Genomic DNA, 23,540 nt, shown 5'->3' on the forward strand with positions numbered 1-23,540 from the left:
GCCTGGATCCAGAAATTGCAGCTGATCGCTTTTGGTCACTTTGCAATCGAACGTTCCAGATCAACCCGGTTAAACACCGGGTGGACCGACAACGCATCAACATCATTTATCTTGGGCTCGCCGTCGCCGCGCCAGATCGCGCACACAACCGCCAATACGTCCGCCCCTTCGGCCCTCGCGAGGTGATACGCGTCAGCGACCGCTCCACCGGTGGTAATGACGTCTTCGATGAATGTGATCTTCTTGCCGACAATATCCTGACCTTCTATTGCGCGACAGGTTCCATAAGACTTGGCCTCTTTTCGGATAAATGCCGCGGGCAGTCCGGTCTCAAGTGAAATTGCTGTGGCCAGGGGGACGCCGCCCAGTTCCAACCCGGCAACGATCTCGGTTTCCAGAGGGAGCAGCGCACTCATCAGAGTGGCCAAAGGCTTTAAGAGCGACGGATCGCCCTCAAAGCGGTACTTGTCGAAGTAGCGATTGGCTTTCTGCCCGGACCGTAGCAGAAATTCGCCTTCCAGTGTCGCAACATTGGCGATGCGCTGCGCAAGATCGGACAGCGGGCCTGAATCTGAATTTGTCATCTGCATTCTCCGGAATTCCAAATCGGGTCGAGTGATAGAGGACTGAAGTTTTGTTGTCATCAATCGAACCAGAGAAGCCAGCGCCAGCTAAACAACGTGCCAAAACCTTGCGATTGGCTAAATGCTGAAGATACAGATCAACAGACGTTTGAATGCTTGCGTGGGAAAAAGAGTTTTCACCCCAAAAACACCTTAGCCTTCATCGTCTCGGCCACTGGTGCGCCCATGCGGTTCAGAACTGTCGGGGCAAGTTGTAGTTGATCGATGACCGTGTCCGCATCTGGGCCTTCGGCTTCGCCAAAATAGTAAAGCGCCGTTTCCTGCTGCAGCGGGCTGCGACCACCATGGTGCCCGCGCTCGTCCTGTCCGTGATCGGCTGTTACGATGACCTCGTAACCCAGCTGCCGCCAGCGCGGAATAAAGGGCGCCAGCATCTCGTCTGCGACGAAACAGGCGTGGTCCATCTCTTCGCAATCGTGGTGAAAGCGGTGCCCCATACTGTCCAGTGTGCAGGTGTGCAGGATGCCATAATCCAGGCCGAACCGCAGGCACAAGTTGGTGAGTGAGCCGTACAGATCAACATCCGATGGTGTCATCTGATTGGCCTTGCCATAGCCGGTCATTGTGTAGAACCGGCCGTGATTGATCGTTGCGCTGTCGGGCTCGTCATATTCGATGTCGCGGACATAGTCGAAGGGATGGCGGTTGAAGAATTGCGACCAATAGCTGTGGGTGACGGCCCCGGTCACGCCCCCGGCCGCGCGCACCTGGCTGAAGATATCTTTGTGATTCAGCCGAAATACGTTGCCGTTGCCGGTACACCCGTGTTCCTGCGGCGAAACGCCAGTGTGGATCGAGGCATAGCAACTGGCCGAGGTCGAGGGCAGCACCGCGCGCAACTTCCAGACCCGCGCCTCACCACTGTCGACCCAACCTTCGAGATTGCCGAACAGACGACGGAAATTGCGCCATGGGACGCCGTCGAGAATGATAAGCAGAAGCTTGCGATCCATGTGCCAGGCCCTCTGAATGTGTCCTGCCGCTGACCCTATGGGATTCGCAGCCCTTTGGATGCCTGTTCCCGTCCCGAATTGCAAAATCCCGACACCAATGTGCCGGGATTTTGAAACTTCATGAAACTGTCACGCAGGGTATCAGTTGCCGGCGCTTTCCATTTTGCGGTGGGCAACAACCTCTTCCAGCCAGCCCAGATGCATTTCCGGAACGGAACTCAGCAGCAGGTCGGTATAGTCGTCAAACGGCGGGCTTAGCACCTCGCTTTTAGAGCCATACCGCACGACACGCCCCTGATACATCACCGCGATGCTGTCGCTGATCGCGCGGACCGTCGCCAGATCGTGGGTGATGAACAGGTATGCCACATCCTCGATCTTTTGCAGGTCCAGCAACAGTTTCAGGATGCCGTCCGCCACCAGCGGATCCAGCGCCGAGGTGACCTCATCACAAATGATCATCTTGGGCTTGGCTGCCAGCGACCGCGCGATGCAGACACGCTGTTTCTGCCCGCCGGACAGTTCTGCCGGATAGCGGTCGATGAACTTTTCGCCCAGTTCAATCTCATCCAGAAGTTCGATGATCCGCTTGCGTTTTTCCGCGCCACGCATGTTGAAATAGAACTCCAGCGGGCGACCGATGATCGTGCCGACCGTCTGGCGCGGGTTCATCGCGACATCGGCCATCTGGTAGATCATCTGCAGCTCGCGAAGGTCTTCGCGCGAACGTCCGTCAAGATCAGGGCTAAGCTTGCGCCCCGCAAAGGTGATCTCACCATCGCGCGGGGGTAGAAGGCCCGTGACCACGCGCGCCAGCGTCGACTTGCCCGATCCCGATTCACCAACGACGGCAAGCGTCTGTCCGGGATGAAGCTCGACATTGACGTTGTGCAGCACGTCGAAATTCAAACCCTTGTAGCGCGCAGTGATGCCATCCACCTGCAACACCGGTTCCGGTGTGGGCTTCTTTTCTTCATGGTCGATGGACCGGACTGAAACCAGCGCCTGAGTGTATTCCTCTTGCGGGTTGTTGATGATCTGATCTGTGCTGCCGTACTCGACGGTATCACCCATTTTCAGAACCATGATGTCGTCACTGACCTGCGCCACAACCGCCAGATCGTGCGTGATGTAGAGCGCGGCAACGCCGGTATCCGCGATGGCTTCCTTGATCGCCATCAGAACATCGATCTGCGTGGTCACGTCCAGCGCCGTGGTGGGTTCGTCGAACACCACCAGATCGGGTTCAGGACATAGCGCCAGAGCCGTCATGCAGCGCTGCAACTGACCGCCCGAGACCTGGTGCGGGTAACGATTGCCGATATTGTCCGGGTCGGGCAGACCCAGCTTGGCAAACAGCTCGCGTGCGCGGGCCTCGGCCTCTTTGCGGCTGAACTTCTTCTGTTCGACCGCAGCCTCGACCACCTGATCCATGATCTTCTTGGCCGGATTGAAAGACGCGGCAGCGGATTGCGAGACATAGGTGACCTCACCCCCGCGCAGCTTGCGGATATCCTTTAGAGATGTCTTCAGGATGTCGCGCCCGTTCACCCAGACTTCGCCGCCGGTGATCTTCACACCACCCCGGCCATAGGCCATCGAGGCCAGACCAATGGTGGATTTTCCGGCGCCGGATTCACCGATCAGACCCAGCACCTTGCCGCGTTCAAGGTCAAAGCTGACCCCATGCACAATCTCGATGTCATGGGGTTTCTCACCCGGTGGATAAACGGTCGCGCCGATCTTGAGGTCGCGGACCTTGAGAAGGGTATCACTCATCCCCGGCCTCCTTTCAGCGATGTGGTACGGTTCAGGACCCAGTCAGCCACAAGGTTGACCGAGATCGCCAGCGTCGCGATTGCAACGGCAGGCAACAGTGCGGCGGGAATGCCGTAGACGATGCCCTCCTTGTTTTCCTTCACGATGCCACCCCAGTCAGCCTCGGGCGGTTGTACGCCAAGACCCAGGAAAGACAGGGTCGAGACGAACAGAACGGCAAAGATGAACCGCAAGCCCATTTCGGCCACCAGTGGTGACAAGGCATTGGGCAGGATTTCGCGGAAGATGATCCAGCCGATTTTCTCGCCCCGCAGACGCGCAGCCTCGACATAGTCCATGACGGTGATATCGACAGCTACAGCGCGCGCCAGACGATAGACACGTGTCGAATCGAGCAGACCCATGACGACGATCAGGATCGGTACGGTCACCGGCATCACCGATAGGACCACAAGTGCGAAGATCAGCGTCGGGATCGACATGATCAGATCGACAAAGCGCGACAGCACCTGATCGACCCAGCCGCCCATCACGGCGGCAAAGAAGCCAAGGACCGAGCCGGTCACGAAGGACAGGATCGTCGCGGCCGTCGCGATGAAGATGGTGGTGCGCCCGCCATAGATCATCCGGCTGAGCAGATCGCGCCCGATATTGTCGGTGCCCAGCCAGAAATTCGACTCGGTGAAACCTTCGGGTGCGATCCCCAGCATGATCTCGATCTTCGAGGGTTCCCAGACATCGCCAACCACTTCGGCCATGCCATAAGGCGCGATGAGCGGAGCGAGCAGCGCCATGAGGAAGTAGAGGGCCGTCAGGAACAACCCGATCAGAGCAGAAATAGGAATGTTCTTCATTTCGGATGCCTCAGACGCGGGTTGGCCAGGATCGAAACGATGTCGGCGATCATGTTGAGGCCGATATAAACGGCGGCGAAAACCAGCCCGCAGGCCTGTACCACCGGAACGTCACGTTTTGACACGTGGTCCACCAGATACTGCCCCATGCCGGGATAGACAAAGACCACTTCAATCACGACGACGCCAACCACCAGATAGGCGAGGTTCAACATAACGACGTTAACAATCGGCGCGATGGCGTTCGGAAAGGCGTGGCGGGCGATGACCTGAAACCCGCTCAAACCTTTGAGTTCAGCCGTCTCGATATAGGCCGATTGCATCACGTTCAGGATCGCCGCACGGGTCATGCGCATCATATGCGCCAGTACAACCAGCGTCAGCACCATGACGGGCAGGGCGATGGCCTGAAGCTTTTGCAGCAAACTCATGTGATCGCCGATCATCGCAACGGATGGGAACCATCCCAGCTTTACGGCAATGAAGTACATCAGCAGATAGCCGATCAGGAATTCCGGGATCGAGATCGACGCCAGCGTCACGGCCGAGATCAGTTTATCCGGCCAGCGGTCCTTATACCGGACAGCAATCAAGCCCAGCAGAATTGCAAGCGGCACAGAAATGATGGCGGCCCAAAAGGCAAGAAACAGAGTGTTTGACATGCGTTGACCGATGCTCTCGGCGATGTCACGACCATTGGTCAGCGCAGTACCCAGATCCCCCTGCAACGCGGCAAACAGCCAGTCGAAATAGCGGGTAATGGCGGGTTCGTTCAGGCCCAGTTCTTCACGCAGGTTAGCAAGGGCTTCGGGGGTTGCGGACTGGCCGAGGATCGACTGGGCTACGTCGCCGGGCAGGATAAGCGTACCCGCAAAGATCAGCACGGATACGGCTAATAACAGCAAAAGGCCCAGCGCAATGCGCTGGACCACAAGTTTCATCGCGATTCCCATATCAGGCAGCAATCCACATGGTCATCGGAGCGTAGAAGTTGTTGAGGTCAAAGCCGTTCTTGGCCTCGATCCAACCGTCCACGTCCGAGGTCGTGGCGTCAATGAACTGGTTGAACATCGGACAGATCAGGCCGCCCTCGTCGCGCAGGATGGTGGACATATCGGCATACATCTGTTTGCGGCTGCCTTCGTCCAGTTCGCCCCGAGCGGCAAACAGCAACTGGTCGAACTGCTCGTTGTTGAAACGGGTATCGTTCCAGTCCGCCGACGACAGGTACGCGGTCGAGAACATCGAGTCCTGCGTCGGGCGCCCACCCCAATAGCTGGTGCAGAAGGGCTGTTTGTTCCAGACCTCGGACCAATAGCCGTCATTGGGTTCACGCTTGATTTCGATGTTGATGCCAGCGGCACCGCAGGATTGCTGGAACAGAGCCGCCGCATCCGGCGCGCCCGGGAACGAGTTATCCGACGTCCGCAGCAGAATAGATCCGTCAAAACCCGATTCCTTGAGGTGGAATGCCGCTTTGTCCGGGTCGTATTCACGCTGTTCCAACTCGGTGAACAGCGGATAAGAGCTGTTGATCGGCGTGTCATTCCCGACTGAGCCGAAGCCGAACAAGATCTTGTCGACCATCTCCTGACGGTTCATGCCGTATTTCAGCGCCAACCGCAGATCCTTGTTGTCAAACGGCGCAGTGTTGGTGTGTGCGATAAACACATAGTGTCCCGGACCCGAAGTGGTGCGCAGGTTGATGTTTGGCGCACGACCGACCAGTTTTGCGGTGCGCGGCGGCACGCGGTTGATCATGTGAACCTGACCCGATTGCAGCGCCGCAACGCGCGCGGTGTCATCGTTGATGACGATCAGTTCGATCGTATCCGCATGGCCGACATTTTCGTCCCAATAGTTGGGGTTCTTTTCACCTACAAAGCGCACGCCGGGTTCGACCGATTTCAGGACGTAAGGCCCTGTGCCAATCGCTGCGGTCGGATCGTCATTGCCGCCATTGGGCTGGATCACCAAATGATAATCGGTCAGCAGATAGGGCAGGTCGGCGTTGGGCTTTTCCAGCTCAACGATGAACAGATCACCGTCGACGCTCATGTTCTGGATACCGCGCATGATGCCCAGGGCACCCGATTTCGTGTCTTCACCGGAATGACGTTCCATCGTTGCCAGCACATCGTCGGCGGTCATGGTTTTCCCGTTCGAGAAGCTCACACCGGAACGAATTTTGAACGTCCAGATGCGCGCATCCGACGACGCTTCAAAGCTTTCGGCAAGACGTGGCCACAGGCCGCCATCGGGGTCCAGTTCCAGCAGCGGTTCGCCCCACAGGCGGATAACCTGTGTCGCGGTGGCGTTTGCTGCAACTGCCGGGTCCAGACTGTCGGACGAGCCGCCGCCCTGAATGCCCACGCGGATGGTGCCGCCCTTGACTGGCCCGGCCGCTCGCGCGGCGGTTGCAAACACGCTGCTTGCCATCGCGACGGACACACCCAAGGCGGCTGCCCGGCCCATGAACTCGCGGCGCGACATTCTACCCGTCGCCACAAGTTTAGACATGTGAGTGAGTTGATCGTTCATCCAAATTCTCCCAGTTGATTGGATTGAGCCCTTTGCGGGCTTTTATTGACGCATGAGTCAACGTTGGCGTATTTCCCGTTCCCGAGCAAGAATAAATCTGCCTCTCAGCCTTCTGGCCTCTAGACTTGATCGCGCGGGATCGTATCTTCTAACTGGCGCGAGTAGATAAGTGTTTCGCCCTCATAGGCGTTGATGCTGGCGGTCAGATAAAATCTGTCCCGGTCGCTCCACATTTCGCAGGCTGTTTGTGTTCGCAGTTTCACGTCGTCTCGAATCATTTCTTGCGTCCAGACACACGCCCCGCGCGCCGATAGCGGATCATCCGGGTGGATCGACCATTTCTCGGAGGCGCAGCTGCCGCTGGTCAGGCCGTGATCATTATCCCTGACCAACCCGAAGTCGTCATCGATCAGCATGTGAATCTCGCCCGTATTCATATCCGTTTCGACTCGTCTGGTATTGGCTGCGGGGCGCAGGGTCGTAACGGATCGTTCCGCTTCGCTGTCGGCTGGCGCAAAGACACACTCGTCCGCGTGGGCCGCAGGGCGAACCGGGAGGGTGATGTCGCCCTGGGTCAGGTGTAGTTCTGCCGTCTCGGGCGCGGGCCAGATCAACGGCCAGCAAGCGCTTGAGATTGCAACCCGAAGCCTGTGGCCCTTTGGGACGCGATAGGCGATGTGATCCAGATCCAGCGTGATGTCATAGCTTTGACCGGGCTCGAGAGATTGTGGATTCGCGTGGCTGTCGCGATGGGTCAGGTTCAGTACGCCATAGGTGATCCGGGTCGATGCACCGTCGGGATGGATGTGGTTTAACCGCACGGCGATCTGTGCTTGCGGTTTGTCGGCGCTCAGACGCAGGCGGATACGCGGGGCGCCGACAATGTCCATGTCTTCCGAGAGGGCTGCGCCATTGAAGCAGGCCGACAGCGCATCGTCCGCACGTTGATCGCCGGGCATGTCAGGGCCCAGCCAGATGGCGCAGAACTCACCGCTGTCCATGCCACAATGCTGGGGGGATCGAATGCGCCGATCCAATGGCCCGCTGTGATCCAGCCCGCCATCGCTAAGCGTCATTGTCATGCCGGGGATGTGAGATGTGGCGCCAGTATTTTCGGCGACCCAGCGCCCGGGGCGTTCAGCGTACCAGCGCGCCGGGCGTACCCCATCCATCAGATAGACGCGGTAATCGGGGTCGTTCTCTACCCCGGTATCAATGCCCTTGAGCCACCGATCCCACCACCGCAATGCCTCTTGCAGGAAACCGATCCGAGGTTCAGGAACCGCGAAATGCGGGTATTTGTGCACCCAGGGTCCAACGATCCCTTTGACGGGAGCTTTCAGATTTTCAACCAGCAGCGGAACCGTGTTTTTATATGCGTCGCTCCAACCGCCAACGGCCAGCGTAGCAGCCTGAATTGCCCCGAAATCCTCGCAAACGGATCCGTGCTGCCAATAGGTATCGCGTGTTTGATGGCGCAACCAGACCGAAGGGAGAAAGGGCTCAGCCTCTAGCCGCTTTATCCAGAGATCGCGCCAGTCCGGTCGCAGCGCCGGGTCGGGCGCGCGCGAGGAATACGACCACATCGTAGCCCCCCAGCCCAGATTTTCGTTCAGCAAGCAGCCACCCTTGTAGTGGATGTCATCCGCATAGCGGTCCGCCGTCGAACACAAGGTGACAATGGCCTTCAGCGCCTCGGGTTGCATTGCCGCGACCTGCAGCGCGTTGAACCCGCCCCAGCTGATGCCCATCATGCCAACGGTACCGCTGCACCATGGCTGTTCGGCCAGCCAGTTGATCACCTCGACCGCGTCGTCCAGTTCCTGTTGGGTGTATTCATCCTCCATCAGGCCTTCACTGTCACCATTGCCGCGCATGTCGACGCGGATGCAGGCATAGCCGCGTTTGGCGAACCAAGGATGGGTCAGGGCATCCCGGGTCGCGGTGCTGTCGCGTTTGCGGTAGGGTAGGTATTCAAGGATGGCAGGCACCGGGTGGTCATCTGCATCAACGGGCCACCAGACGCGGGCCGACAGGCGGCATCCATCGGACATGGTGATGCCAAGGTCTGGGATATCCTCGATTTCGCGCAGAGTGTTGGGGGGTGGCGTCATTTTCTTAGCTTTCCATCCAGATTGTGACCGGGCCGTCATTGGTCAGATTCACCGACATATCTGCGCCAAAGACACCGGTTTCGACGGGGATACCTTGGCCCGACAATTGCCTGACGAACTCCTGATACAAGCGCTCTCCTTCAGCGGCGGGGGCTGCCTGAGAAAACCCGGGCCGGTTGCCCCGCGATGTGTCGGCGGCCAGCGTGAACTGGCTGATCACAAGGGCAGAACCCCCAACATCCAGCACCGAGCGGTTCATCTTGCCCGCGTCGTCCTTGAATATCCGGAGTTTGATGATCTTTTGCGCCAGCAACGCGGCCTGTTCCGTGTCGTCCCCCTGCATGGCACAAACCAGGATCATCAGGCCCGGACCACATTGGCCAACCAATGCGCCATCAACAGAAACCGAGGCGTTTGAGACTCTTTGCAGCAATGCACGCATGGATGGGCCTGTCCTTTCTTGTCGCTTACCCGCGCCAGTCGACGATCTGCTCCAGCGGTGCGCGGTCAGTTCTGAACCCGTTGGCCGGGTGGTCAGTGTCGGGATAGCCGAATGAGATCGCGCACAGGATCAGGCGGTCATCCGGGATATCGAAATGGCGGTGCAGAAACGGGCCATAAGTGGCAATGGCGGCCTGCGGGATGCTGGCGATACCCATCGCTTGCGCAGCAAGGGCAAAGGCAGTGACAAACCCACCGCAATCCATCGCCCCATAAGGCCCCAGTTCGGCAGGGCTGGAAATAATGGCACAATGCGGTGCGCCAAACAGGGCAAAGTTCTGCATCATCTGGTGGGCAGAGGCTGCACGGTCCCCTTTTTCAACCCCGACCGCCTCATACAACGCCCAGCCGCACGCACGGCGGCGATCCTGATAGGCGCCGGAATAGCCTGTGGGAAAGGGCAGGTCCGGGGCAGCGGCGGCGCTCGTAACCTCTTTTTGCAACGCCTCGCGAAACCCGTCTGTCTCTGCTCCGCTGGTCACGGTGACATGCCAGGGCTGGGCGTTGCACCAGCTTGGCACACGTCCGGCGCTGGCGATGATCTGTTCGATCTGATCTTTGGGAACGGGGTCCGGGTGGAAGGCTCTGCAGGAATGGCGCCCATGCAGCAATTCGTTCAGTACTGAGAGTGTCACGCGGTCCCCCTGTTTCGCCCCAGGAAGATGCCTGCGCTTTTCGCGTCAGGCAAGCGCGATCATTTATTGCTGTCCGGTTGCGATCAGATATCCGACCCCGGCAGCCACCAGCAGGCCAAGAACCACCGCAATCGTGATCTTGATCGCCGACCAGGGCCGTTCGCCCTGAACCCTGCCTGTACGGCCGTTGACGACAAAGCGATAGGTCTGCCCACGATATTTGTAGGCCGCCATCCAGACCGGCAGCAGGATGTGCTTGAACGTGACATCGCGAACTTCGGTCTCAAGCGCATGGATGCGTTGCCGATCCCCGCCAATATCAAACCGAACATCACGTTCAATCACACGCGCCATGTGACCGCGCGCCTCCTGATAGCCTTCGTTCAGTTCGACGGTGTAGGCTTCGGCCCGGAAACCAGCCAGATATTCCGGCTGATAGGGCTCTAGCGCTGGCAGATCCCACGGCTCCAGAGCATCGGTGTAAGATTTTGGCAGAGATCGCGAGGCCAGCACCAGTACGTCGTCAAAAAACCGCGCCACGCGCCCGGATTTCGGGGACCAGCGGATCTTTGGAACCTTCTGTTGAACGCGTTTTCCATCCCGCATGACCGTGCGGGTTTCGTAGTAAACAGTGCCCCGTTCGCCGCGATAGCTGGATTTCGTGTCCGCATCAAAGGTCCAGTAGGGCACATAGATCCCCTGCATTTTGCGACCTTTCCGGGCGTATTCCTTCAGACCATTGGGTGCAAACCAAAGCCGCCCCAGCCAATCACCCATCGCCTTGTGAGCTGAGCGTTCGTCGAATGCAAACGGCAGAACACCGCGAGGTTTGATGTGGCGGCTAACACCCGTATCGGTCACAACAGGGGTCGCGCAAAACGGACATTCTGCGGCGTGGGTGTTGGGATCGAATTCAACCTGGGCTGCGCAGTTCGGACAGGTCAGAACCCGCGTTTCTTCAATCTCGGTATCAGGCAAGCGATCCGCGACAGCGGCATCGAAATCCAGTTCTTTCAGGCTGGCCCCGCCCCACGGTCCCGCGCCGATGGCTTCGGAATGCCCACAATGATCACAGGTCATGGTGCCGTTGGCGGGGTCAAATCTGTAATCCGCACCACATTGCTCGCAAGGGAAACGGTGTTCGTCGGTGCTCATTTCGCGACTCGCCCTATCTTTTGTTCAGCAATCCTGCGATCAGGCCCCCGGAGGAGGTGGCGGCAGGATGGTGAACAGCTGCGCCAGTTCCTGCACGTCGCCCGCCTTTTTCCAGCCGTCCTGACCAGCAGTCCAAACATGGGTGTCACGCGTGATTTCACCGTCAGTGGCCATGCGCCCCATCTTGGCCTTGGAAAACGGCCCGCTGGTCTGGCCATCCACGGCGATATGCCAGACATGCTCAACCGGAGGTGGGGGGGGCGGTGTCGTATGTGCCGACTGTTGCGGGGCAGCGGGGGTGGAGCCGCCCCACGGGCCGCCCGATTGACCCGCTGCCATGTTCGACATCTGCTGTGCCATCGCCATGCCCATCCCCATGCCAAGACCCGCGCCCATGCCGCCGCCCTGACCGGGATTGTTGGCCGCTGCCGTCATTGCCTCGGCCGCCGAGTACTGGGTGAACTTTCCCAGATCACCAGCCAGCCCCATCGAGGTGCGCTTGTCCAGCGCCGCCTCGACTGCAGGCGGCAGTGAGATATTCTCGATATAGAATTCCGGCATCTCCAGCCCGTAACCTTCCAGAACGGGCGAGACCTCGGCTGCAATCAACTTGCCCAGATCGGCGGTGTTGGCAGCCATGTCCAGAACCGGGATGCCAGATCCGGCGATGACGCGGGAAAATTCCTGAACGATGATGTTGCGAACTTGGAAACTGATCTCATCCATTGTGAATTCACCATCAGTACCCACGATCTCGACCAGGAACTTCGCCGCATCCTTCACACGCACGGTGTACGTGCCAAAGGCCCGGATGCGCGTCGGTCCGAATTCGGGATCGCGCAGCATGATCGGGTTCTTGGTGCCCCATTTCAGATCGTTGAACCGGGTCGTGTTGACGAAATAGATCTCGGACTTGAACGGCGACTGAAACCCGTGATCCCAATGCTGCAATGTCGTCAGGATCGGCATGTTGTTGGTTTCAAGCATGTAAAGGCCCGGGGTGAACACGTCAGCCAATTGACCTTCGTGCACAAACACGGCGGCCTGACCTTCGCGAACCGTCAGTTTGGCGCCGTATTTGATCTCGTGGCCCTCACGCTCGAACCGCCAAACCATCGTATCGCGGGTGTCATCGACCCAGTGAATGACGTCGATAAACTCTCCGGTCAGAAAATCAAAAATACCCATAAGCGTTCTCCTGTTTCCGGGGTCAGAGCGACAGCCCCATTAATTCTCGGGTTATGATCCGCACCACCGGGCGCGCCTCGTCAACGGTGATGCCCGGTTTCAGGCGCGGATCGTATAATAATGTCAGCAGCTTTTCGTCATGGCTGGTTAGTAAGGCGAATTCATCGTCATCGTTAAAGATCGAAGGCCGCGCCGCCGGGCTGTCATTGGGTAGCCCCAGACCTTGTGCGATTTCCTCGTGAATGCAGCTAAGACGTACCAGATCCGGCAGTTCGGCCCGGATCAGGGCCACCGCGCGCACATAGACATTCGGCGCAGAATTGGTTGCCGAGGCGAATACGAAGCAATCAAACGAGGGGCGCGGATTGGCGATAAGATCAAGCGGACCTTGCCCGATATTGGGGATCAATTGCTTGATCCGTCCGACGACATAGCTGCTGTCATCCTTGCCGGCAAAAAAGACGTGGAAATTACCGTTCCGGCTGACGGTCGAAATCGGATGCCCCGTCAATCGAGCCAGCCGTTTCGAGAAATTGGTTATGTCCGCGGTGTTCCGGGTGCGCATCTCGGGCGCGACCGAGGGGCCGTATTCGGGCTGTATGCGCACCGGAGAGGTCCATCGGCTCAGCTGCCCATCGGTCCGGCGCGCCCCGACCGAGGCGGCATCGTCCGGATACTCGCTGTAAAATGCGATGGTTTCGAAATTGCGGGCCAGATCGTCGGCCTCATATGGTGTGTCTGGTCCGCCGCCATCAACTCGCAGCAACCCCCGCGTTTTCAGGTCTCGTTCGATACGCTGATAAAACCGGGCCAGATCCTGACTGGCCGCTGATGGCGGGACGTAGGCATTGGCCGCGATCTGAGGTTGCGCAGGTTGCGGTTGTAGGACACTGGAGGTCTGCAACGCCTCATCACACCCAGCCAGCGCGATCACCGACAGGGCCAGAATTGCCTTTCCAAGCTGTCCCACCGGGACCACGCCGCCGCCCTCAGCCGGGGACTGCTGTGCTGGCGGTGTCGCCCAACCCGTCCTTGCGCGCCTTGGCCGAGGCCAGCGTGTCGCGCAATTCGACCTCCATCTTTTGCAACTCCGCCTCGGCGGCGGCACGTTTGGCTTTGCCTTCATCCGCGATGGCAAGGCTTTCATTGATGGTGCCGATGAGGTCTTCGTTCGCTTTCTTGACGGCTTCGATGTCAAAGACGCCACGCTCCATTTCTTCGCGGATCATCTTGTTGCTTTCGCGCAGATTGGCTGCGTTCGAGGTGAGCAATTCGTTGGTCAGGTCGTTGGCATCACGCACGGCTGCGGCCGCCTCGGCGCTGCGTTGAATGGTGACTGCCTGCGCCAGTTGCGTTTCCCAAAGCGGAACAGTGTTCACCAGAGTCGAGTTGATCTTGGTGACCAGCGACTTGTCGTTTTCCTGCACCAGCCGGATCGACGGCAGCGATTGCATCGTCACCTGACGCGTCAGCTTCAGGTCGTGCACACGGCGTTCCAGATCATCCCGCGCGGCGCGCAGATCGCGCAGCTCCTGCGCCTTCATGACCTGTTGGTCCTCTGGCGCGGCCTGTACCTCGGATTCTTTTTCCGGAATTTCCTGGCTGTCCAACTCGGTCAGTTTTTCCTCGCCCGCCGCGATGTAAAGGGCCAGTTCGTCATAAAACCCCAGCGTCTTTTCGTAGAGCAAGTCCAGAGACTTGATGTCTTTCAGCAATGTGTGCTCATGGCCCAGCAGATCATCGGTGATCTTGTCGATCTGGCCCTGCACATCTTCGAACTTAGCTGTGAACTGGGCAAACGGGGCCGCCTTGCCCAGCAGTTTCTCCCACCAGCTGCGTTCTCTCCGCACGTCCAGTTCACTGACAGAAAAACCCCGGATCGTAGTTACGATATTGCGCAGACTATCACCTGCGGGGCCGACATCCTTGTTGCGTACATCAGCCAGCATGGCCTGGCTGATCTCTTGCAACTCGGCCTGCGCGGATGAGCCGAACGAAACGATCGAGTTGGTGTTGCCCATGTCGATCTCTTCCATCCGCTTGCGAATCTCGGCGCTGACAGGTTCATCGGCGTCTTCCAGCGAGACGATCTCGGCCTTGGGTTCAGGCAGCGCTACGGCAGTAACCTCCTGCACGATGGATTCAGATTCAATCGCCTTGTTTTTGATTTCATCGGACATGGGGCAATCCTCGCTCAAACTATGGCCGGTCAGTCCAGCCGGACACCTTCGCGTTGCAATCTTTCGCGCAACACATCAATTTCAACCGTCAAATCACTGCGGTCATCCAACAGCATTTTCTTTGTACGTGCAGCAAAGTTCTGTTCCAGATCATCCAGAAGGGCTGTGTAGTCTGCCTTCGCCTGCGCATCGCGGGTACGCGCGTAGACGTCGGCGAACTTCACCGTCGCGTCCCGGGCACCTTGCAGATAGACCGTCATGTACTTGCGCGCACCCGCCAGATCCCGAGGGTCCTCTTCGACCGTTCGAAACAAGTCCCGCGCAGTATCCTGAAACCGTTCAACGCGGGCTTCGATCTTGCGATCACCAGCGCGCTTTATGGCGTCGGTCATCTCGGACAAATGGGCCTGCCCCTCTTCGACAACGCGGGCAACGCGGTCCTGTTGAAACGTATCAATGCCTTCCATGCCTTTGTCTTTCATCGGATCAAGCCCGAAAGACACCGAGTGCAGCACAGTTGCTGCCAAGCCAAACAAGACCGGGGCTACAATACTTGCCTGAGCCGCGGCCTCGGGGTCAAAATCAGCACGGTAGGCGGCCAAGGCCGTTCCTAAACCGGTAAGAACAGAGGCAAATATCTTGCGCGGTATTGCAGGCCGACGCGCGGTGCGCCGGGCGTTGTACGCGGCTTCGGCGCGCAAACCTTCGCGCAACAGAAAGGCAGCACCGATCAACAAGCCGGCGGCGACAAGCCCGATGGTCATGCCGATCGCGCCGTCATTCAGCGATAGAAAAACCAATGGAATTGCAGGCAGGAACAATAGGTTTACGCGCGCGCCCGCAGGTTCGACGCGCGCTCGATCAAACTGTCCGCGCTGCGGCTGTTCGTCCTGAGCAGCACTGCCATCAGGGCTGAATTTTCCGCCATACCGTTTGGCCATGAGTTTACAAGCCCCCCAGCAGGCCAGTACAGACGCCGAACAGCAACACCAGCAATGTGGCATATGCGAATTTTTGCACGCCAGACCCGGACATGACGTTCCCCCAAAGGCAGCCTTCAGAGAAAATTTAGTAGATGCGAGGGCTTGGCGCTAGGGGGAAGGTTGGAAAACCCGCGTCACTTGCGAGGTTTCTTGCCGATTGGTGAGCGCTTTCTTTGTGGCCGTGAAGGGCGTTTTGCCCCGTCGGCGTGAATATCCCCGCCCTCAAGCCCCAATTGGTCACGCAGAACCCGGCGACGGATCTCTTCGACCTCACCGGGTTTCAAAGCGCCCAATTGGAACGGACCATAAGATACGCGCAATAGCCGGTTCACGGTAAAGCCGATATCCTCGATCGCGCGCCGGATTTCGCGGTTCTTGCCCTCTCGCAGGCCGATGGTCAGCCAGGCGTTTGCGCCCTGTTGCCGGTCCAGCGTCACTGTCATCGGCTGAAACCGCTCGCCTTCAATCACAAGCCCCTGTCGCAATGGTGCAAAATCTTCGTCCTTGGGACGTCCGTTCACACGCACCCGGTATTTGCGAAGCCAACCGGTCGAGGGCAGTTCCAGCTTGCGCTTGATCCCGCCGTCATTGGTCAGCAACAATAACCCTTCCGAGTTCAGGTCCAACCGCCCGACGCTCATGACCCGGGGCATGTCCTCGGGCAGGTTGTCAAAAATCGTGGCGCGGCCCTTTTCGTCCCGCGCGGTGGTCACCAGACCCGAGGGCTTGTGGTACAGCCACAGGCGCGAGGGCTCGGGTTCGGACACCGGTTTGCCGTCGACAGTTATCCTGTCTTTGGCGGTCACGTTCAGCGCGGGGCTGTCGATTGCCTTGCCGTTGACGGTTACACGACCGGCTTCGATCATGCGTTCCGCTTCGCGGCGCGAGGCTACGCCAGCGCGCGCAAGGACTTTGGCGATCCGGTCGCCGGGGGGAGGGGTGTTGCTCATGCCCCGGCCATACCCCATCCCGCCGCCTTGCGAAAGGCAGCTTTCTGAGGCAGTCAAAGGCATGACGTTTAGATCGTATATGGAATTGGCCCTGAAACAGGCGCGCGCCGCGGCTGATCGCGGTGAGGTGCCTGTAGGCGCAGTGATCGTTTCCCAAGGGCGGGTTGTGGCCGAAGCGGGCAATCGCACACGGGAACTGAACGATCCCACGGCCCATGCCGAGGTTCTGGCCTTGCGCGCAGCCTGCGCTGCCGCCGAGTCCGAGCGGCTACCGGATCACGACCTGTACGTCACGCTGGAGCCCTGCGCGATGTGCGCCGCCGCGCTGGCTGCTGCGCGTATCCGGCGGATTTGCTATGGCGCGTCCGATCCGAAGTCCGGTGGCGTTGCCCATGGCGCGCGGGTGTTTTCGCACCCGCAATCGCATCACACACCCGAGGTTTATGACGGGATCGGGGCGGAAGAGGCCGAGCGTTTGCTTAGGGCATTTTTCGCAGAGCGTCGTTAGAACGTTACCATTTCAGGCTGTAAATCCTGTGATCTCCGGGCAGGCCTTTAAGCGAAACGGACCGGGCCGCGCCAAAGGCCATGTCATCCTGTCCATCGACCAGAAGCCTGGTTGCATCCGAAACGCAGACCTCACCCGGAGCGGCAATGGCTGCGACGCGCGCAGCCTTGTTCACCACCGAGCCAAAGAAATCGTCATCGGTCTGGATGACGTCGCCTGTATGTATTCCGACGCGCACCCGCAGGGACGGTTCACCGGGTTCTGCCGCGTTACGTTGCTGCAATTCGGTCGCGGCCATCAATGCTGCGCGGGCCGACGCAAAGCTGGATATCGTACCGTCGCCCAGCGATTTCACCAGCGTGCCGCCTTGCGCCTCGATCGTGTCGCGGGCCAGTTCCAAGTGCCTGTGGACCGTATCAGCCCAGATCCGATCCCCCAGCTTTTCAGCGATGGACGAGGAATTGACGATGTCGGTGAACATGACCGAGGCCATGCCTTCGCGCTGATCCTGACGAAACCCGTCGCGCGCGGCGGCAACCAGCGCGTCCAGTGCTTTGTGCTCGACGCCCATTTTCTCAAGATTGGGGGTCGGGTTCGAGACATGAGCGTGCACAATCTTCCACAACCCGTCTTCAAGATGCAGGACAAAGGTAAACCTGTGCACCATGGCCGTTGCGGTGTTGGGAAAACGCAGTGTGGCAACGCAATTGGCCCAGCCTACAGAACCGCATTCAAAGGCCTCCAGACTGTGCTCGTCCCATTCGAAATCGGGGATTTCCGCAACGTGATCCGGGAAGCCCTGTCGGAACAGCGCGCCGGACCAGAACTCGCCTTCAGCCGAACCCTGATAGCGCACATATTCCGAGGCCGACAGCATATTGGATAGCGCGGGGCTATCCTTTTCCCGAACCGCATCGTTCCAGCGCCGCACTACGGCGACCAACTCGGGCGAGGGGCGGATGGGCTGGGTCATGCGCGTTTCACGACAAGCTCGCGCGGGATGTCGGCCAGCGGTTTGCCACCCTCGGCGGTGACCACAAAGCTTTCGGTGATCGCCAAACCCCAATCCGGGGTCCAAAGCCCTGGCATAAGGTGGAACGTCATGTTTTCCTTTAGCTCGGTCGTATCACCGGGGCGCAGGCTCATGGTCCGCTCGCCCCAGTCGGGCGGGTAGCTGAGGCCAATTGGATACCCGGTGCGGTTGCCTTTGACGTATCCGGCCTTGGCGAAACTGTCATAGACGCAGGCGGCGACCTCTTCACAGGTGGTGCCGGGGCGGGCTGCGCGCAGCGCGTCGTCAATCGCCCTCAGCACTGCTGCTTCTGCGCGGCGGATATCTTCGGGCGGAGTGCCCAGAAACAAGCTGCGGCTGGCCGGGCAGTGATAACGTCGGTAACAGCCCGAGATTTCGAAATAAGTGGCCTCGCCCGCCACCAGCGGGCGGTCGTTCCATGTGATATGCGAGGCCGAGGCTTCGGCGCCTGAAGGCGCAATCGGGACAATCGCCGGATAATCGCCCGCCAGATCAGGCAGGCCCGCGATTCCGGCGGCTTGGACCTCGGCCACCAATTGGTTCTTGGGCAGCCCCTCGCAATAAGCGTCGCGCAGGACCCCGTGCATATGTGCCGTCAAGCGTCCGGCTTTCCGCATCATGGCAATCTCGGCGTCGCTTTTGACGGCGCGCTGCCAATTGACCAGACCCGTCGCATCGCTCAGCGCGTTGGCCCCAAAGGCGCTTTCCAGGATCCGGTTGCTGGCGGCAGAGTAATAGTAATTGTCCATCTCAACGCCCAACCGGGTGGTCCAGCCCTGGTATTTCAGCAGATCGACCAGAGAGTCCACCGGATGATGATCCGGGTGTTGAACGTGTTCCTCTGGCCAGTCGAACAGGGCGTCCGGCTCCAACCATGTGGTCTGCTGAGCGCCTGCTTTGTCCTGCGTACGCCCCCACCACAGCGGCGATCCTTCCCGAGGCAGGATCACCATCTGAGGCACATAAAAGCTCCATCCGTCGTAGCCGGTCAGCCAGGCCATGTTCGACGGATCGGTAATCAGAAGAGTATCGATGCCCCTGCGGTCCATCGCCGCCCGCGTCGCGGCGAGGCGCTGGGCGTATTCCTGCGCCGAGATATCCGAAGCGGGCATCAGAGGGTAATCGCTTTCATGATCTGAGGTTCGATGACATCAACACCGGGCAGTGCGTCCGCCAGTACCTGCGCCGATTGCTCAAGGATCGGGAAGGTCTGGTAGTGGCACGGGATCACGGTTTTGAAGTTGAAGTACCGTTTTGCGGCATAAGCAGCCCCGCGCATATCCATGGTAAAGTGCCCACCTGCCGACAGGATGCCGATATCCGGTTTGTAATAGTCCCCCATCCAGTCCATGTCGGCCATGATGTCCGTGTCGCCCGAGACATAAAGCATGTGACCCTCAGCCGCGATCATATAGCCGACCTCGGTGCCGCCCGTCCGCAACCCATCGGGCGTCGAAAAGGTTGAACTGTGCGAGGCGGGCACCATTGTCACCTTGACGCCGTTCAGATCAACCGTTCCGCCCTTGTTGTACCCAACCGTCTCGATATTCTCAGCCTCGGCCCAATATCCCATCAGATCGTATTGACCGACCACCGGAACGCCCAGATGTCTGGCCAATGGAAGAACATCCACCACATGATCGAAATGCGTATGCGTCAGCAGGATATGCGTCGCGCCAGCAACCGCGTCGTCATGTTGATCTTCGGGCAGGGCAGGGTTTCCGGTCAGCCACGGATCGATCAACAGAACCTGCCCCCCGGTTTCGATACGAAAGCTGCCATGCCCCAGCCAGATGATATTCATGAAGAAACCTCCCACAATTTTCTTGGACCCAGCCTAGCATCGGTTAAGTAAAAATCCATGGAATGGACGCAGCAAATTGACGGATATTGTGAGAGGTTATCGACCGCCTATTGGGCCGAGCCCATAAATGCGGTGACAAATGCCGCTTTTCTGATTTCCGCTTTTGTGATGTGGCGCCGAATGCGCGGGCAGTACGCACCGCTGGCGCATTTGTTGATCGCGGTTTTGGCAATGATCGGGATCGGCAGCTATCTGTTTCACACACACGCGCAGGTTTGGGCTGCAATGGCGGATGTTGCGCCGATATTGCTGTTCATCCTGATCTATATTTTCGCCATCAATCGCGATGTCTGGAAATTGCGCACATGGCCCGCTTTGGGTCTGACCTTGTTGTTCTTTCCGTTTGTGGCTGTGACACTCCCAATCTTTCGGCTGATACCTGGTCTAGGCGGGTCTGCGGCTTATGCTCCGATCCCGTTGCTTATCCTGATATACGCCGCATTGTTGCGCCATCGCGCACCAGTCGTTGCGCGTGGCCTGACCATTGGGGCCGCAATCCTGATAGCTTCGATCACTTTCAGGGCCATGGATTTGCCGATGTGTGAGCAGACTCCGATGGGGACGCATTTCATGTGGCACATTCTGAACGCAACCATGCTGGGCTGGATGATCGAAGTCTATCGCCGTGCACTTCGAAGCCGCAGCGCCAAGCCCTGACGCTGCATATATCGAAAGTCCCGAAACAATATTGTCGAAGGGCTCGGATATCCGATGGGCGGCCTCGCCGCATCAGGCCTGAAAAGCGGCGGCCAGAGGTGCCGCCAAGTCGAACTCGCGCAGAACGCGCGCCCGCCCATCGTCCGACATTTTCCGTGCGGTTTTTTCCACGATGCTCTGAACTTTTTCGGGCGAATGCTTGGCCGCAAAAGGTGCGAAGTACCATTTCAAAAAGACAAAACAAATCACATCTTCAAGCGCCTGCACCTCGGCATCGCGCTTGATACCTTGCTTGCGCAACATGCGTCCTGCCGTTTCAATCTGCTCGGCACTGTAGCCTGCGTCTTGCATCATGCTCATGACGACGTCGGCGTGATAGACGCCCTGCGCTTTGCGCCAGGCCAAATACCCGGCGCGACCTTCGGGATATTCGGCGCGCTTCAGCTTCCAGCGTTCCACATGCTGTCCGCGCGCGGCAATCTGCAATTCTTCCGAAGCTTCGGGAAACAGTCGGCTCAACTCTTCGCTCATCCGTTGGCCATATAGCAACGCCTCCGGCGTCCCGTCATCAAGGTTGGGATCTTGCGAGTTGGCCGCATCAATAGCGTCCAGAACTGATTGTTTTTGCGCGCTCATCTTCCGCTCCGCCGGGGTGACTGTTCGAACCGCCCGTCATGACAGGCAGACAGTCCCACATTAGCGGTTCGGGGCGCAGGGTGCATCATCCAAATGCGTAAATCCCGGACAAGACGCGGGGCGACCTGTCCGGGGTCAGTGGGCAAATCAATTGCCCGAGGGGGTTCTGTCTTTGGTGACTGGCTGAGCGATCGGGGCAGGGAACGCCAGATCGCGGGTCAGAGTGTCCATCGTGGGGCCGAAGGATCCGGCATGTGCCGGTGCTGCCAAAACTGCAAGGGACAATACAACTGCGGTTGTCAGGGATTTCATTGTCTTTCTCCGATTTGACGAGTGTCGTGTATATGAAATGAACTGTTTAGTTCAGAATTCAAGAGGCAAAATGAACTAATCGGTTCATTTTCTCGATTTGATGATTTTGGCAGGCTTGCCAGGTAGTCTAAGCTACAGGCGTGCTCAACAATTAGGCGTCTGGTCGAACGGGGGCCTTCGGTGCTCTTGCGACTGGCGCAGCAGACGGGTAAACGCCCTCATTAAACGTATATGAGGGTTTCCCATGTCGATTGACCAAAGCACCGCCGCAAAGGTGGCCAAACTGGCCCGGATCAAGGTCGAGGATGACGCGCTGCCTGCGCTGGCATCCGAATTCAACAACATTCTTGGGTTCATCGAACAACTGAACGAAGTGGATGTGGAAGGCGTCGAGCCGATGGTATCGGTCGAGCCGATGCGCCTGAAACGTCGTCAGGATGAGGTCACGGACGGAAACCAGCAGGACAAGGTTCTGTCCAACGCCCCCGATGCGCGCGAAGGCTTCTTCGCTGTTCCCAAGGTTGTGGAGTAAGTCATGAGCGATCTGAACAAACTGGGCCTGGCCGAGGCCCGCGACGCGCTGCGCAAGGGTGATGTGACCTCGGTTGAACTGACCGAATCCTGCCTGAAGGCCATCGATGAGGCGGACGCTTTGAACGCGTTTGTCCACAAAACGCCCGAGATCGCTTTGGAACGCGCAAAGGCCGCTGATGCGCGGATCAAGGCGGGTGATGCGCCGTCCATGTGTGGTCTGCCGATCGGTATCAAGGATCTGTTCTGCACCAAAGGCGTGCCCTCGCAGGCGGCATCGAAGATCCTGGAAGGCTTCAAGCCCGAATACGAATCCACCGTCTCGCAGCAACTGGCTGATGCCGGTGCGGTGATGCTGGGCAAGCTGAACATGGACGAATTCGCGATGGGGTCGTCCAACGAAACCTCGACCTATGGCAATGCAGTCAGCCCGTGGCGTCGCGGCAATGACGATGCGCAACTGACACCGGGTGGCTCGTCTGGTGGTTCGGCGTCGGCTGTTGCCGCCGACTTGTGTCTGGCGGCAACCGGCACCGACACTGGCGGTTCGATCCGCCAACCTGCGGCCTTTGTGGGTATCACCGGGATCAAACCCACCTATGGCCGTTGCTCGCGTTGGGGCATCATCGCGTTTGCGTCCTCGCTGGATCAGGCCGGTCCGATGACCAAGAACGTGCGCGACGCCGCGATCATGTTGGAAACCATGTGCGGTCATGATGCCAAGGATTCGACCAGCGCCGATCTGGCCGTCCCGAATTTCGAGGCGATGCTGACCGGCGACATCAAGGGCAAGAAGATCGGTATCCCCAAGGAATACCGCATGGACGGTATGCCCGCCGAGATTGAAAAGCTGTGGGCCGATGGGGCCACAATGCTGAAAGACGCAGGGGCCGAGATCGTCGATATCTCGCTGCCGCACACCAAATACGCGCTGCCTGCGTATTACGTGATTGCGCCTGCCGAGGCGTCCTCGAACCTGGCTCGTTATGATGGCGTCCGCTATGGGCGTCGTGCGACGCTGGCGCAGGGCGATGGCATCACCGAGATGTACGAAAAGACCCGCGCCGAAGGCTTTGGCCAAGAAGTACAGCGCCGCGTGATGATCGGCACCTATGTGCTGTCCGCAGGTTTCTACGACGCCTACTACAACCGCGCACGCCGCGTTCGGACGCTGATCAAGAAAGACTTCGAAGACGTCTTCGCTGCAGGCATCGACGCGATCCTGACCCCGGCAACCCCATCTGCCTCGTTCGGGCTGGGTGAGATGACCGAGGCTGACCCTGTTCAAATGTATTTGAACGACGTCTTTACCGTCACGGTCAACCTTGCCGGTCTGCCGGGTATCTCGGTGCCTGCGGGTCTTGATAAACAAGGGCTGCCACTGGGTCTGCAACTGATTGGGCGTCCATGGGACGAGGGCGATCTGCTCAACACCGCCTACGCGTTGGAAAGCGCGGCCGGGTTTGTGGCAAAGCCCGGAAAATGGTGGTAAGCCTGCGGACGTAAAGCAACGCAAGACGAC

The 23,540-nt window shown here is 58.9% G+C and carries 24 protein-coding genes; 4 read left to right on the forward strand and 20 right to left on the reverse strand.

Annotated elements, in window-relative coordinates; genetic code table 11:
- Nucleotides 1–35 precede the first annotated feature (35 nt).
- The 15 genes from pyrE to ACR0FG_RS10870 all read right to left on the reverse strand — a co-directional run bounded on the left by pyrE (nucleotide 36) and on the right by ACR0FG_RS10870 (nucleotide 16,540).
- Complete coding sequence (pyrE, locus tag ACR0FG_RS10800) at nucleotides 36–584, reverse strand: orotate phosphoribosyltransferase (RefSeq protein ID WP_480892892.1); 549 nt, start codon at nucleotides 582–584, stop codon at nucleotides 36–38.
- A 176-nt stretch (nucleotides 585–760) separates the two neighbouring features.
- Nucleotides 761–1,597, reverse strand: a complete 837-nt coding sequence (locus ACR0FG_RS10805; protein WP_480892894.1) for an alkaline phosphatase family protein — start codon at nucleotides 1,595–1,597, stop codon at nucleotides 761–763.
- A gap of 141 nt (nucleotides 1,598–1,738) precedes the next feature.
- Nucleotides 1,739–3,376 carry an ABC transporter ATP-binding protein gene (locus ACR0FG_RS10810; protein WP_480892896.1) on the reverse strand — a complete coding sequence of 546 codons (1,638 nt, stop codon included), beginning with the start codon at nucleotides 3,374–3,376 and terminating at the stop codon, nucleotides 1,739–1,741.
- Nucleotides 3,373–4,230, reverse strand: coding sequence for an ABC transporter permease (locus ACR0FG_RS10815; protein ID WP_170710384.1), 858 nt, complete (start codon nucleotides 4,228–4,230; stop codon nucleotides 3,373–3,375). Before ACR0FG_RS10815 ends, ACR0FG_RS10810 begins: the two co-directional genes overlap by 4 nt.
- On the reverse strand, nucleotides 4,227–5,183 hold the full coding sequence (locus ACR0FG_RS10820; protein ID WP_170710382.1) for an ABC transporter permease: 957 nt from the start codon (nucleotides 5,181–5,183) through the stop codon (nucleotides 4,227–4,229). Before ACR0FG_RS10820 ends, ACR0FG_RS10815 begins: the two co-directional genes overlap by 4 nt.
- A gap of 1 nt (nucleotide 5,184) precedes the next feature.
- Nucleotides 5,185–6,771, reverse strand: coding sequence for an ABC transporter substrate-binding protein (locus ACR0FG_RS10825; protein ID WP_480892899.1), 1,587 nt, complete (start codon nucleotides 6,769–6,771; stop codon nucleotides 5,185–5,187).
- Nucleotides 6,772–6,890: 119 nt separating this feature from the next.
- The gene (locus ACR0FG_RS10830; RefSeq protein ID WP_480892901.1) at nucleotides 6,891–8,885 is read right to left on the reverse strand and encodes a CocE/NonD family hydrolase; all 1,995 of its coding nucleotides are present in this window, start codon (nucleotides 8,883–8,885) and stop codon (nucleotides 6,891–6,893) included.
- A 4-nt stretch (nucleotides 8,886–8,889) separates the two neighbouring features.
- Entirely contained in the window at nucleotides 8,890–9,327 is a 438-nt protein-coding gene (gene dtd, locus ACR0FG_RS10835) for a D-aminoacyl-tRNA deacylase (protein WP_480892903.1), read from the reverse strand.
- 25 nt (nucleotides 9,328–9,352) lie between these two features.
- A complete protein-coding gene (locus ACR0FG_RS10840) occupies nucleotides 9,353–10,021 on the reverse strand; it encodes a nitroreductase (RefSeq protein ID WP_480892905.1) in 669 nt (222 codons plus the stop codon).
- Nucleotides 10,022–10,084: 63 nt separating this feature from the next.
- Entirely contained in the window at nucleotides 10,085–11,176 is a 1,092-nt protein-coding gene (locus ACR0FG_RS10845; protein WP_480892907.1) for a TFIIB-type zinc finger domain-containing protein, read from the reverse strand.
- A 39-nt stretch (nucleotides 11,177–11,215) separates the two neighbouring features.
- Nucleotides 11,216–12,364 carry an SPFH domain-containing protein gene (locus tag ACR0FG_RS10850; protein WP_480892909.1) on the reverse strand — a complete coding sequence of 383 codons (1,149 nt, stop codon included), beginning with the start codon at nucleotides 12,362–12,364 and terminating at the stop codon, nucleotides 11,216–11,218.
- A 22-nt stretch (nucleotides 12,365–12,386) separates the two neighbouring features.
- Nucleotides 12,387–13,343, reverse strand: a complete 957-nt coding sequence (locus ACR0FG_RS10855) for a DUF2927 domain-containing protein (RefSeq protein WP_480892911.1) — start codon at nucleotides 13,341–13,343, stop codon at nucleotides 12,387–12,389.
- 10 nt (nucleotides 13,344–13,353) lie between these two features.
- Nucleotides 13,354–14,544 carry a toxic anion resistance protein gene (locus tag ACR0FG_RS10860; protein ID WP_480892913.1) on the reverse strand — a complete coding sequence of 397 codons (1,191 nt, stop codon included), beginning with the start codon at nucleotides 14,542–14,544 and terminating at the stop codon, nucleotides 13,354–13,356.
- Between the two features lie 29 nt (nucleotides 14,545–14,573).
- Nucleotides 14,574–15,485, reverse strand: coding sequence for a 5-bromo-4-chloroindolyl phosphate hydrolysis family protein (locus tag ACR0FG_RS10865; protein ID WP_480892915.1), 912 nt, complete (start codon nucleotides 15,483–15,485; stop codon nucleotides 14,574–14,576).
- Nucleotides 15,486–15,661: 176 nt separating this feature from the next.
- Nucleotides 15,662–16,540, reverse strand: coding sequence for a pseudouridine synthase (locus ACR0FG_RS10870; protein WP_480892917.1), 879 nt, complete (start codon nucleotides 16,538–16,540; stop codon nucleotides 15,662–15,664).
- On the opposite strand from ACR0FG_RS10870, the gene ACR0FG_RS10875 reads away from it, so the two are divergent.
- Complete coding sequence (locus tag ACR0FG_RS10875) at nucleotides 16,539–16,985, forward strand: nucleoside deaminase (RefSeq protein ID WP_480892919.1); 447 nt, start codon at nucleotides 16,539–16,541, stop codon at nucleotides 16,983–16,985. The two genes, ACR0FG_RS10870 and ACR0FG_RS10875, sit on opposite strands and share 2 nt — an antisense overlap.
- A gap of 4 nt (nucleotides 16,986–16,989) precedes the next feature.
- On the opposite strand, the gene ACR0FG_RS10880 is transcribed toward ACR0FG_RS10875, so the two are convergent.
- The 3 genes from ACR0FG_RS10880 to ACR0FG_RS10890 are packed head-to-tail and all read right to left on the reverse strand — an operon-like array spanning nucleotide 16,990 to nucleotide 19,822.
- Nucleotides 16,990–17,958: a nuclear transport factor 2 family protein gene (locus ACR0FG_RS10880; protein WP_480892921.1), complete on the reverse strand. Its 969-nt coding sequence runs from the start codon at nucleotides 17,956–17,958 to the stop codon at nucleotides 16,990–16,992.
- Nucleotides 17,955–19,130, reverse strand: a complete 1,176-nt coding sequence (locus ACR0FG_RS10885) for a M24 family metallopeptidase (RefSeq protein ID WP_480892923.1) — start codon at nucleotides 19,128–19,130, stop codon at nucleotides 17,955–17,957. The genes ACR0FG_RS10880 and ACR0FG_RS10885 overlap by 4 nt, the downstream gene beginning before the upstream one ends.
- Nucleotides 19,130–19,822, reverse strand: coding sequence for a metal-dependent hydrolase (locus ACR0FG_RS10890; protein ID WP_480892925.1), 693 nt, complete (start codon nucleotides 19,820–19,822; stop codon nucleotides 19,130–19,132). Before ACR0FG_RS10890 ends, ACR0FG_RS10885 begins: the two co-directional genes overlap by 1 nt.
- 57 nt (nucleotides 19,823–19,879) lie before the next feature.
- Between ACR0FG_RS10890 and ACR0FG_RS10895 the strand changes: the two genes are divergently transcribed.
- Nucleotides 19,880–20,539 (forward strand): ceramidase domain-containing protein, encoded by a 660-nt coding sequence (locus ACR0FG_RS10895; protein WP_480892927.1) that lies wholly within the window; start codon nucleotides 19,880–19,882, stop codon nucleotides 20,537–20,539.
- 72 nt (nucleotides 20,540–20,611) lie between these two features.
- Here the strand turns inward: ACR0FG_RS10895 and ACR0FG_RS10900 are convergent, their stop codons facing one another.
- Both ACR0FG_RS10900 and ACR0FG_RS10905 read right to left on the reverse strand, forming a co-directional pair.
- Complete coding sequence (locus tag ACR0FG_RS10900) at nucleotides 20,612–21,175, reverse strand: DUF4202 domain-containing protein (RefSeq protein ID WP_480892929.1); 564 nt, start codon at nucleotides 21,173–21,175, stop codon at nucleotides 20,612–20,614.
- Nucleotides 21,176–21,322: 147 nt separating this feature from the next.
- Complete coding sequence (locus tag ACR0FG_RS10905) at nucleotides 21,323–21,487, reverse strand: hypothetical protein (protein ID WP_170710353.1); 165 nt, start codon at nucleotides 21,485–21,487, stop codon at nucleotides 21,323–21,325.
- Between the two features lie 244 nt (nucleotides 21,488–21,731).
- On the opposite strand from ACR0FG_RS10905, the gene gatC reads away from it, so the two are divergent.
- On the forward strand, nucleotides 21,732–22,019 hold the full coding sequence (gene gatC / locus ACR0FG_RS10910; RefSeq protein ID WP_170710351.1) for an Asp-tRNA(Asn)/Glu-tRNA(Gln) amidotransferase subunit GatC: 288 nt from the start codon (nucleotides 21,732–21,734) through the stop codon (nucleotides 22,017–22,019).
- A 3-nt stretch (nucleotides 22,020–22,022) separates the two neighbouring features.
- On the forward strand, nucleotides 22,023–23,510 hold the full coding sequence (gatA, locus tag ACR0FG_RS10915; protein ID WP_480892931.1) for an Asp-tRNA(Asn)/Glu-tRNA(Gln) amidotransferase subunit GatA: 1,488 nt from the start codon (nucleotides 22,023–22,025) through the stop codon (nucleotides 23,508–23,510).
- Nucleotides 23,511–23,540: the final 30 nt, after the last annotated feature.

It is taken from the genome of Ruegeria sp. E1 (assembly GCF_056534225.1).

Excerpts from the sequence above, each read along its gene's own strand:
- ACR0FG_RS10850 (WP_480892909.1), bottom strand. The coding sequence starts at position 12,364 with ATGGGTATTTTTGATTTTCTGACCGGAGAGTTTATCGACGTCATTCAC.
- pyrE (WP_480892892.1), bottom strand. The coding sequence starts at position 584 with ATGACAAATTCAGATTCAGGCCCGCTGTCCGATCTTGCGCAGCGCATC.
- ACR0FG_RS10820 (WP_170710382.1), bottom strand. The coding sequence starts at position 5,183 with ATGGGAATCGCGATGAAACTTGTGGTCCAGCGCATTGCGCTGGGCCTT.
- ACR0FG_RS10845 (WP_480892907.1), bottom strand. The coding sequence starts at position 11,176 with ATGAGCACCGACGAACACCGTTTCCCTTGCGAGCAATGTGGTGCGGAT.
- ACR0FG_RS10805 (WP_480892894.1), bottom strand. The coding sequence starts at position 1,597 with ATGGATCGCAAGCTTCTGCTTATCATTCTCGACGGCGTCCCATGGCGC.
- ACR0FG_RS10875 (WP_480892919.1), top strand. The coding sequence starts at position 16,539 with ATGACGTTTAGATCGTATATGGAATTGGCCCTGAAACAGGCGCGCGCC.
- ACR0FG_RS10865 (WP_480892915.1), bottom strand. The coding sequence starts at position 15,485 with ATGGCCAAACGGTATGGCGGAAAATTCAGCCCTGATGGCAGTGCTGCT.
- ACR0FG_RS10870 (WP_480892917.1), bottom strand. The coding sequence starts at position 16,540 with ATGCCTTTGACTGCCTCAGAAAGCTGCCTTTCGCAAGGCGGCGGGATG.
- ACR0FG_RS10815 (WP_170710384.1), bottom strand. The coding sequence starts at position 4,230 with ATGAAGAACATTCCTATTTCTGCTCTGATCGGGTTGTTCCTGACGGCC.
- dtd (WP_480892903.1), bottom strand. The coding sequence starts at position 9,327 with ATGCGTGCATTGCTGCAAAGAGTCTCAAACGCCTCGGTTTCTGTTGAT.
- ACR0FG_RS10810 (WP_480892896.1), bottom strand. The coding sequence starts at position 3,376 with ATGAGTGATACCCTTCTCAAGGTCCGCGACCTCAAGATCGGCGCGACC.
- ACR0FG_RS10885 (WP_480892923.1), bottom strand. The coding sequence starts at position 19,130 with ATGCCCGCTTCGGATATCTCGGCGCAGGAATACGCCCAGCGCCTCGCC.
- ACR0FG_RS10890 (WP_480892925.1), bottom strand. The coding sequence starts at position 19,822 with ATGAATATCATCTGGCTGGGGCATGGCAGCTTTCGTATCGAAACCGGG.
- ACR0FG_RS10830 (WP_480892901.1), bottom strand. The coding sequence starts at position 8,885 with ATGACGCCACCCCCCAACACTCTGCGCGAAATCGAGGATATCCCAGAC.
- gatC (WP_170710351.1), top strand. The coding sequence starts at position 21,732 with ATGTCGATTGACCAAAGCACCGCCGCAAAGGTGGCCAAACTGGCCCGG.
- ACR0FG_RS10900 (WP_480892929.1), bottom strand. The coding sequence starts at position 21,175 with ATGAGCGCGCAAAAACAATCAGTTCTGGACGCTATTGATGCGGCCAAC.
- gatA (WP_480892931.1), top strand. The coding sequence starts at position 22,023 with ATGAGCGATCTGAACAAACTGGGCCTGGCCGAGGCCCGCGACGCGCTG.
- ACR0FG_RS10905 (WP_170710353.1), bottom strand. The coding sequence starts at position 21,487 with ATGAAATCCCTGACAACCGCAGTTGTATTGTCCCTTGCAGTTTTGGCA.
- ACR0FG_RS10880 (WP_480892921.1), bottom strand. The coding sequence starts at position 17,958 with ATGACCCAGCCCATCCGCCCCTCGCCCGAGTTGGTCGCCGTAGTGCGG.
- ACR0FG_RS10825 (WP_480892899.1), bottom strand. The coding sequence starts at position 6,771 with ATGAACGATCAACTCACTCACATGTCTAAACTTGTGGCGACGGGTAGA.
- ACR0FG_RS10860 (WP_480892913.1), bottom strand. The coding sequence starts at position 14,544 with ATGTCCGATGAAATCAAAAACAAGGCGATTGAATCTGAATCCATCGTG.
- ACR0FG_RS10895 (WP_480892927.1), top strand. The coding sequence starts at position 19,880 with ATGGAATGGACGCAGCAAATTGACGGATATTGTGAGAGGTTATCGACC.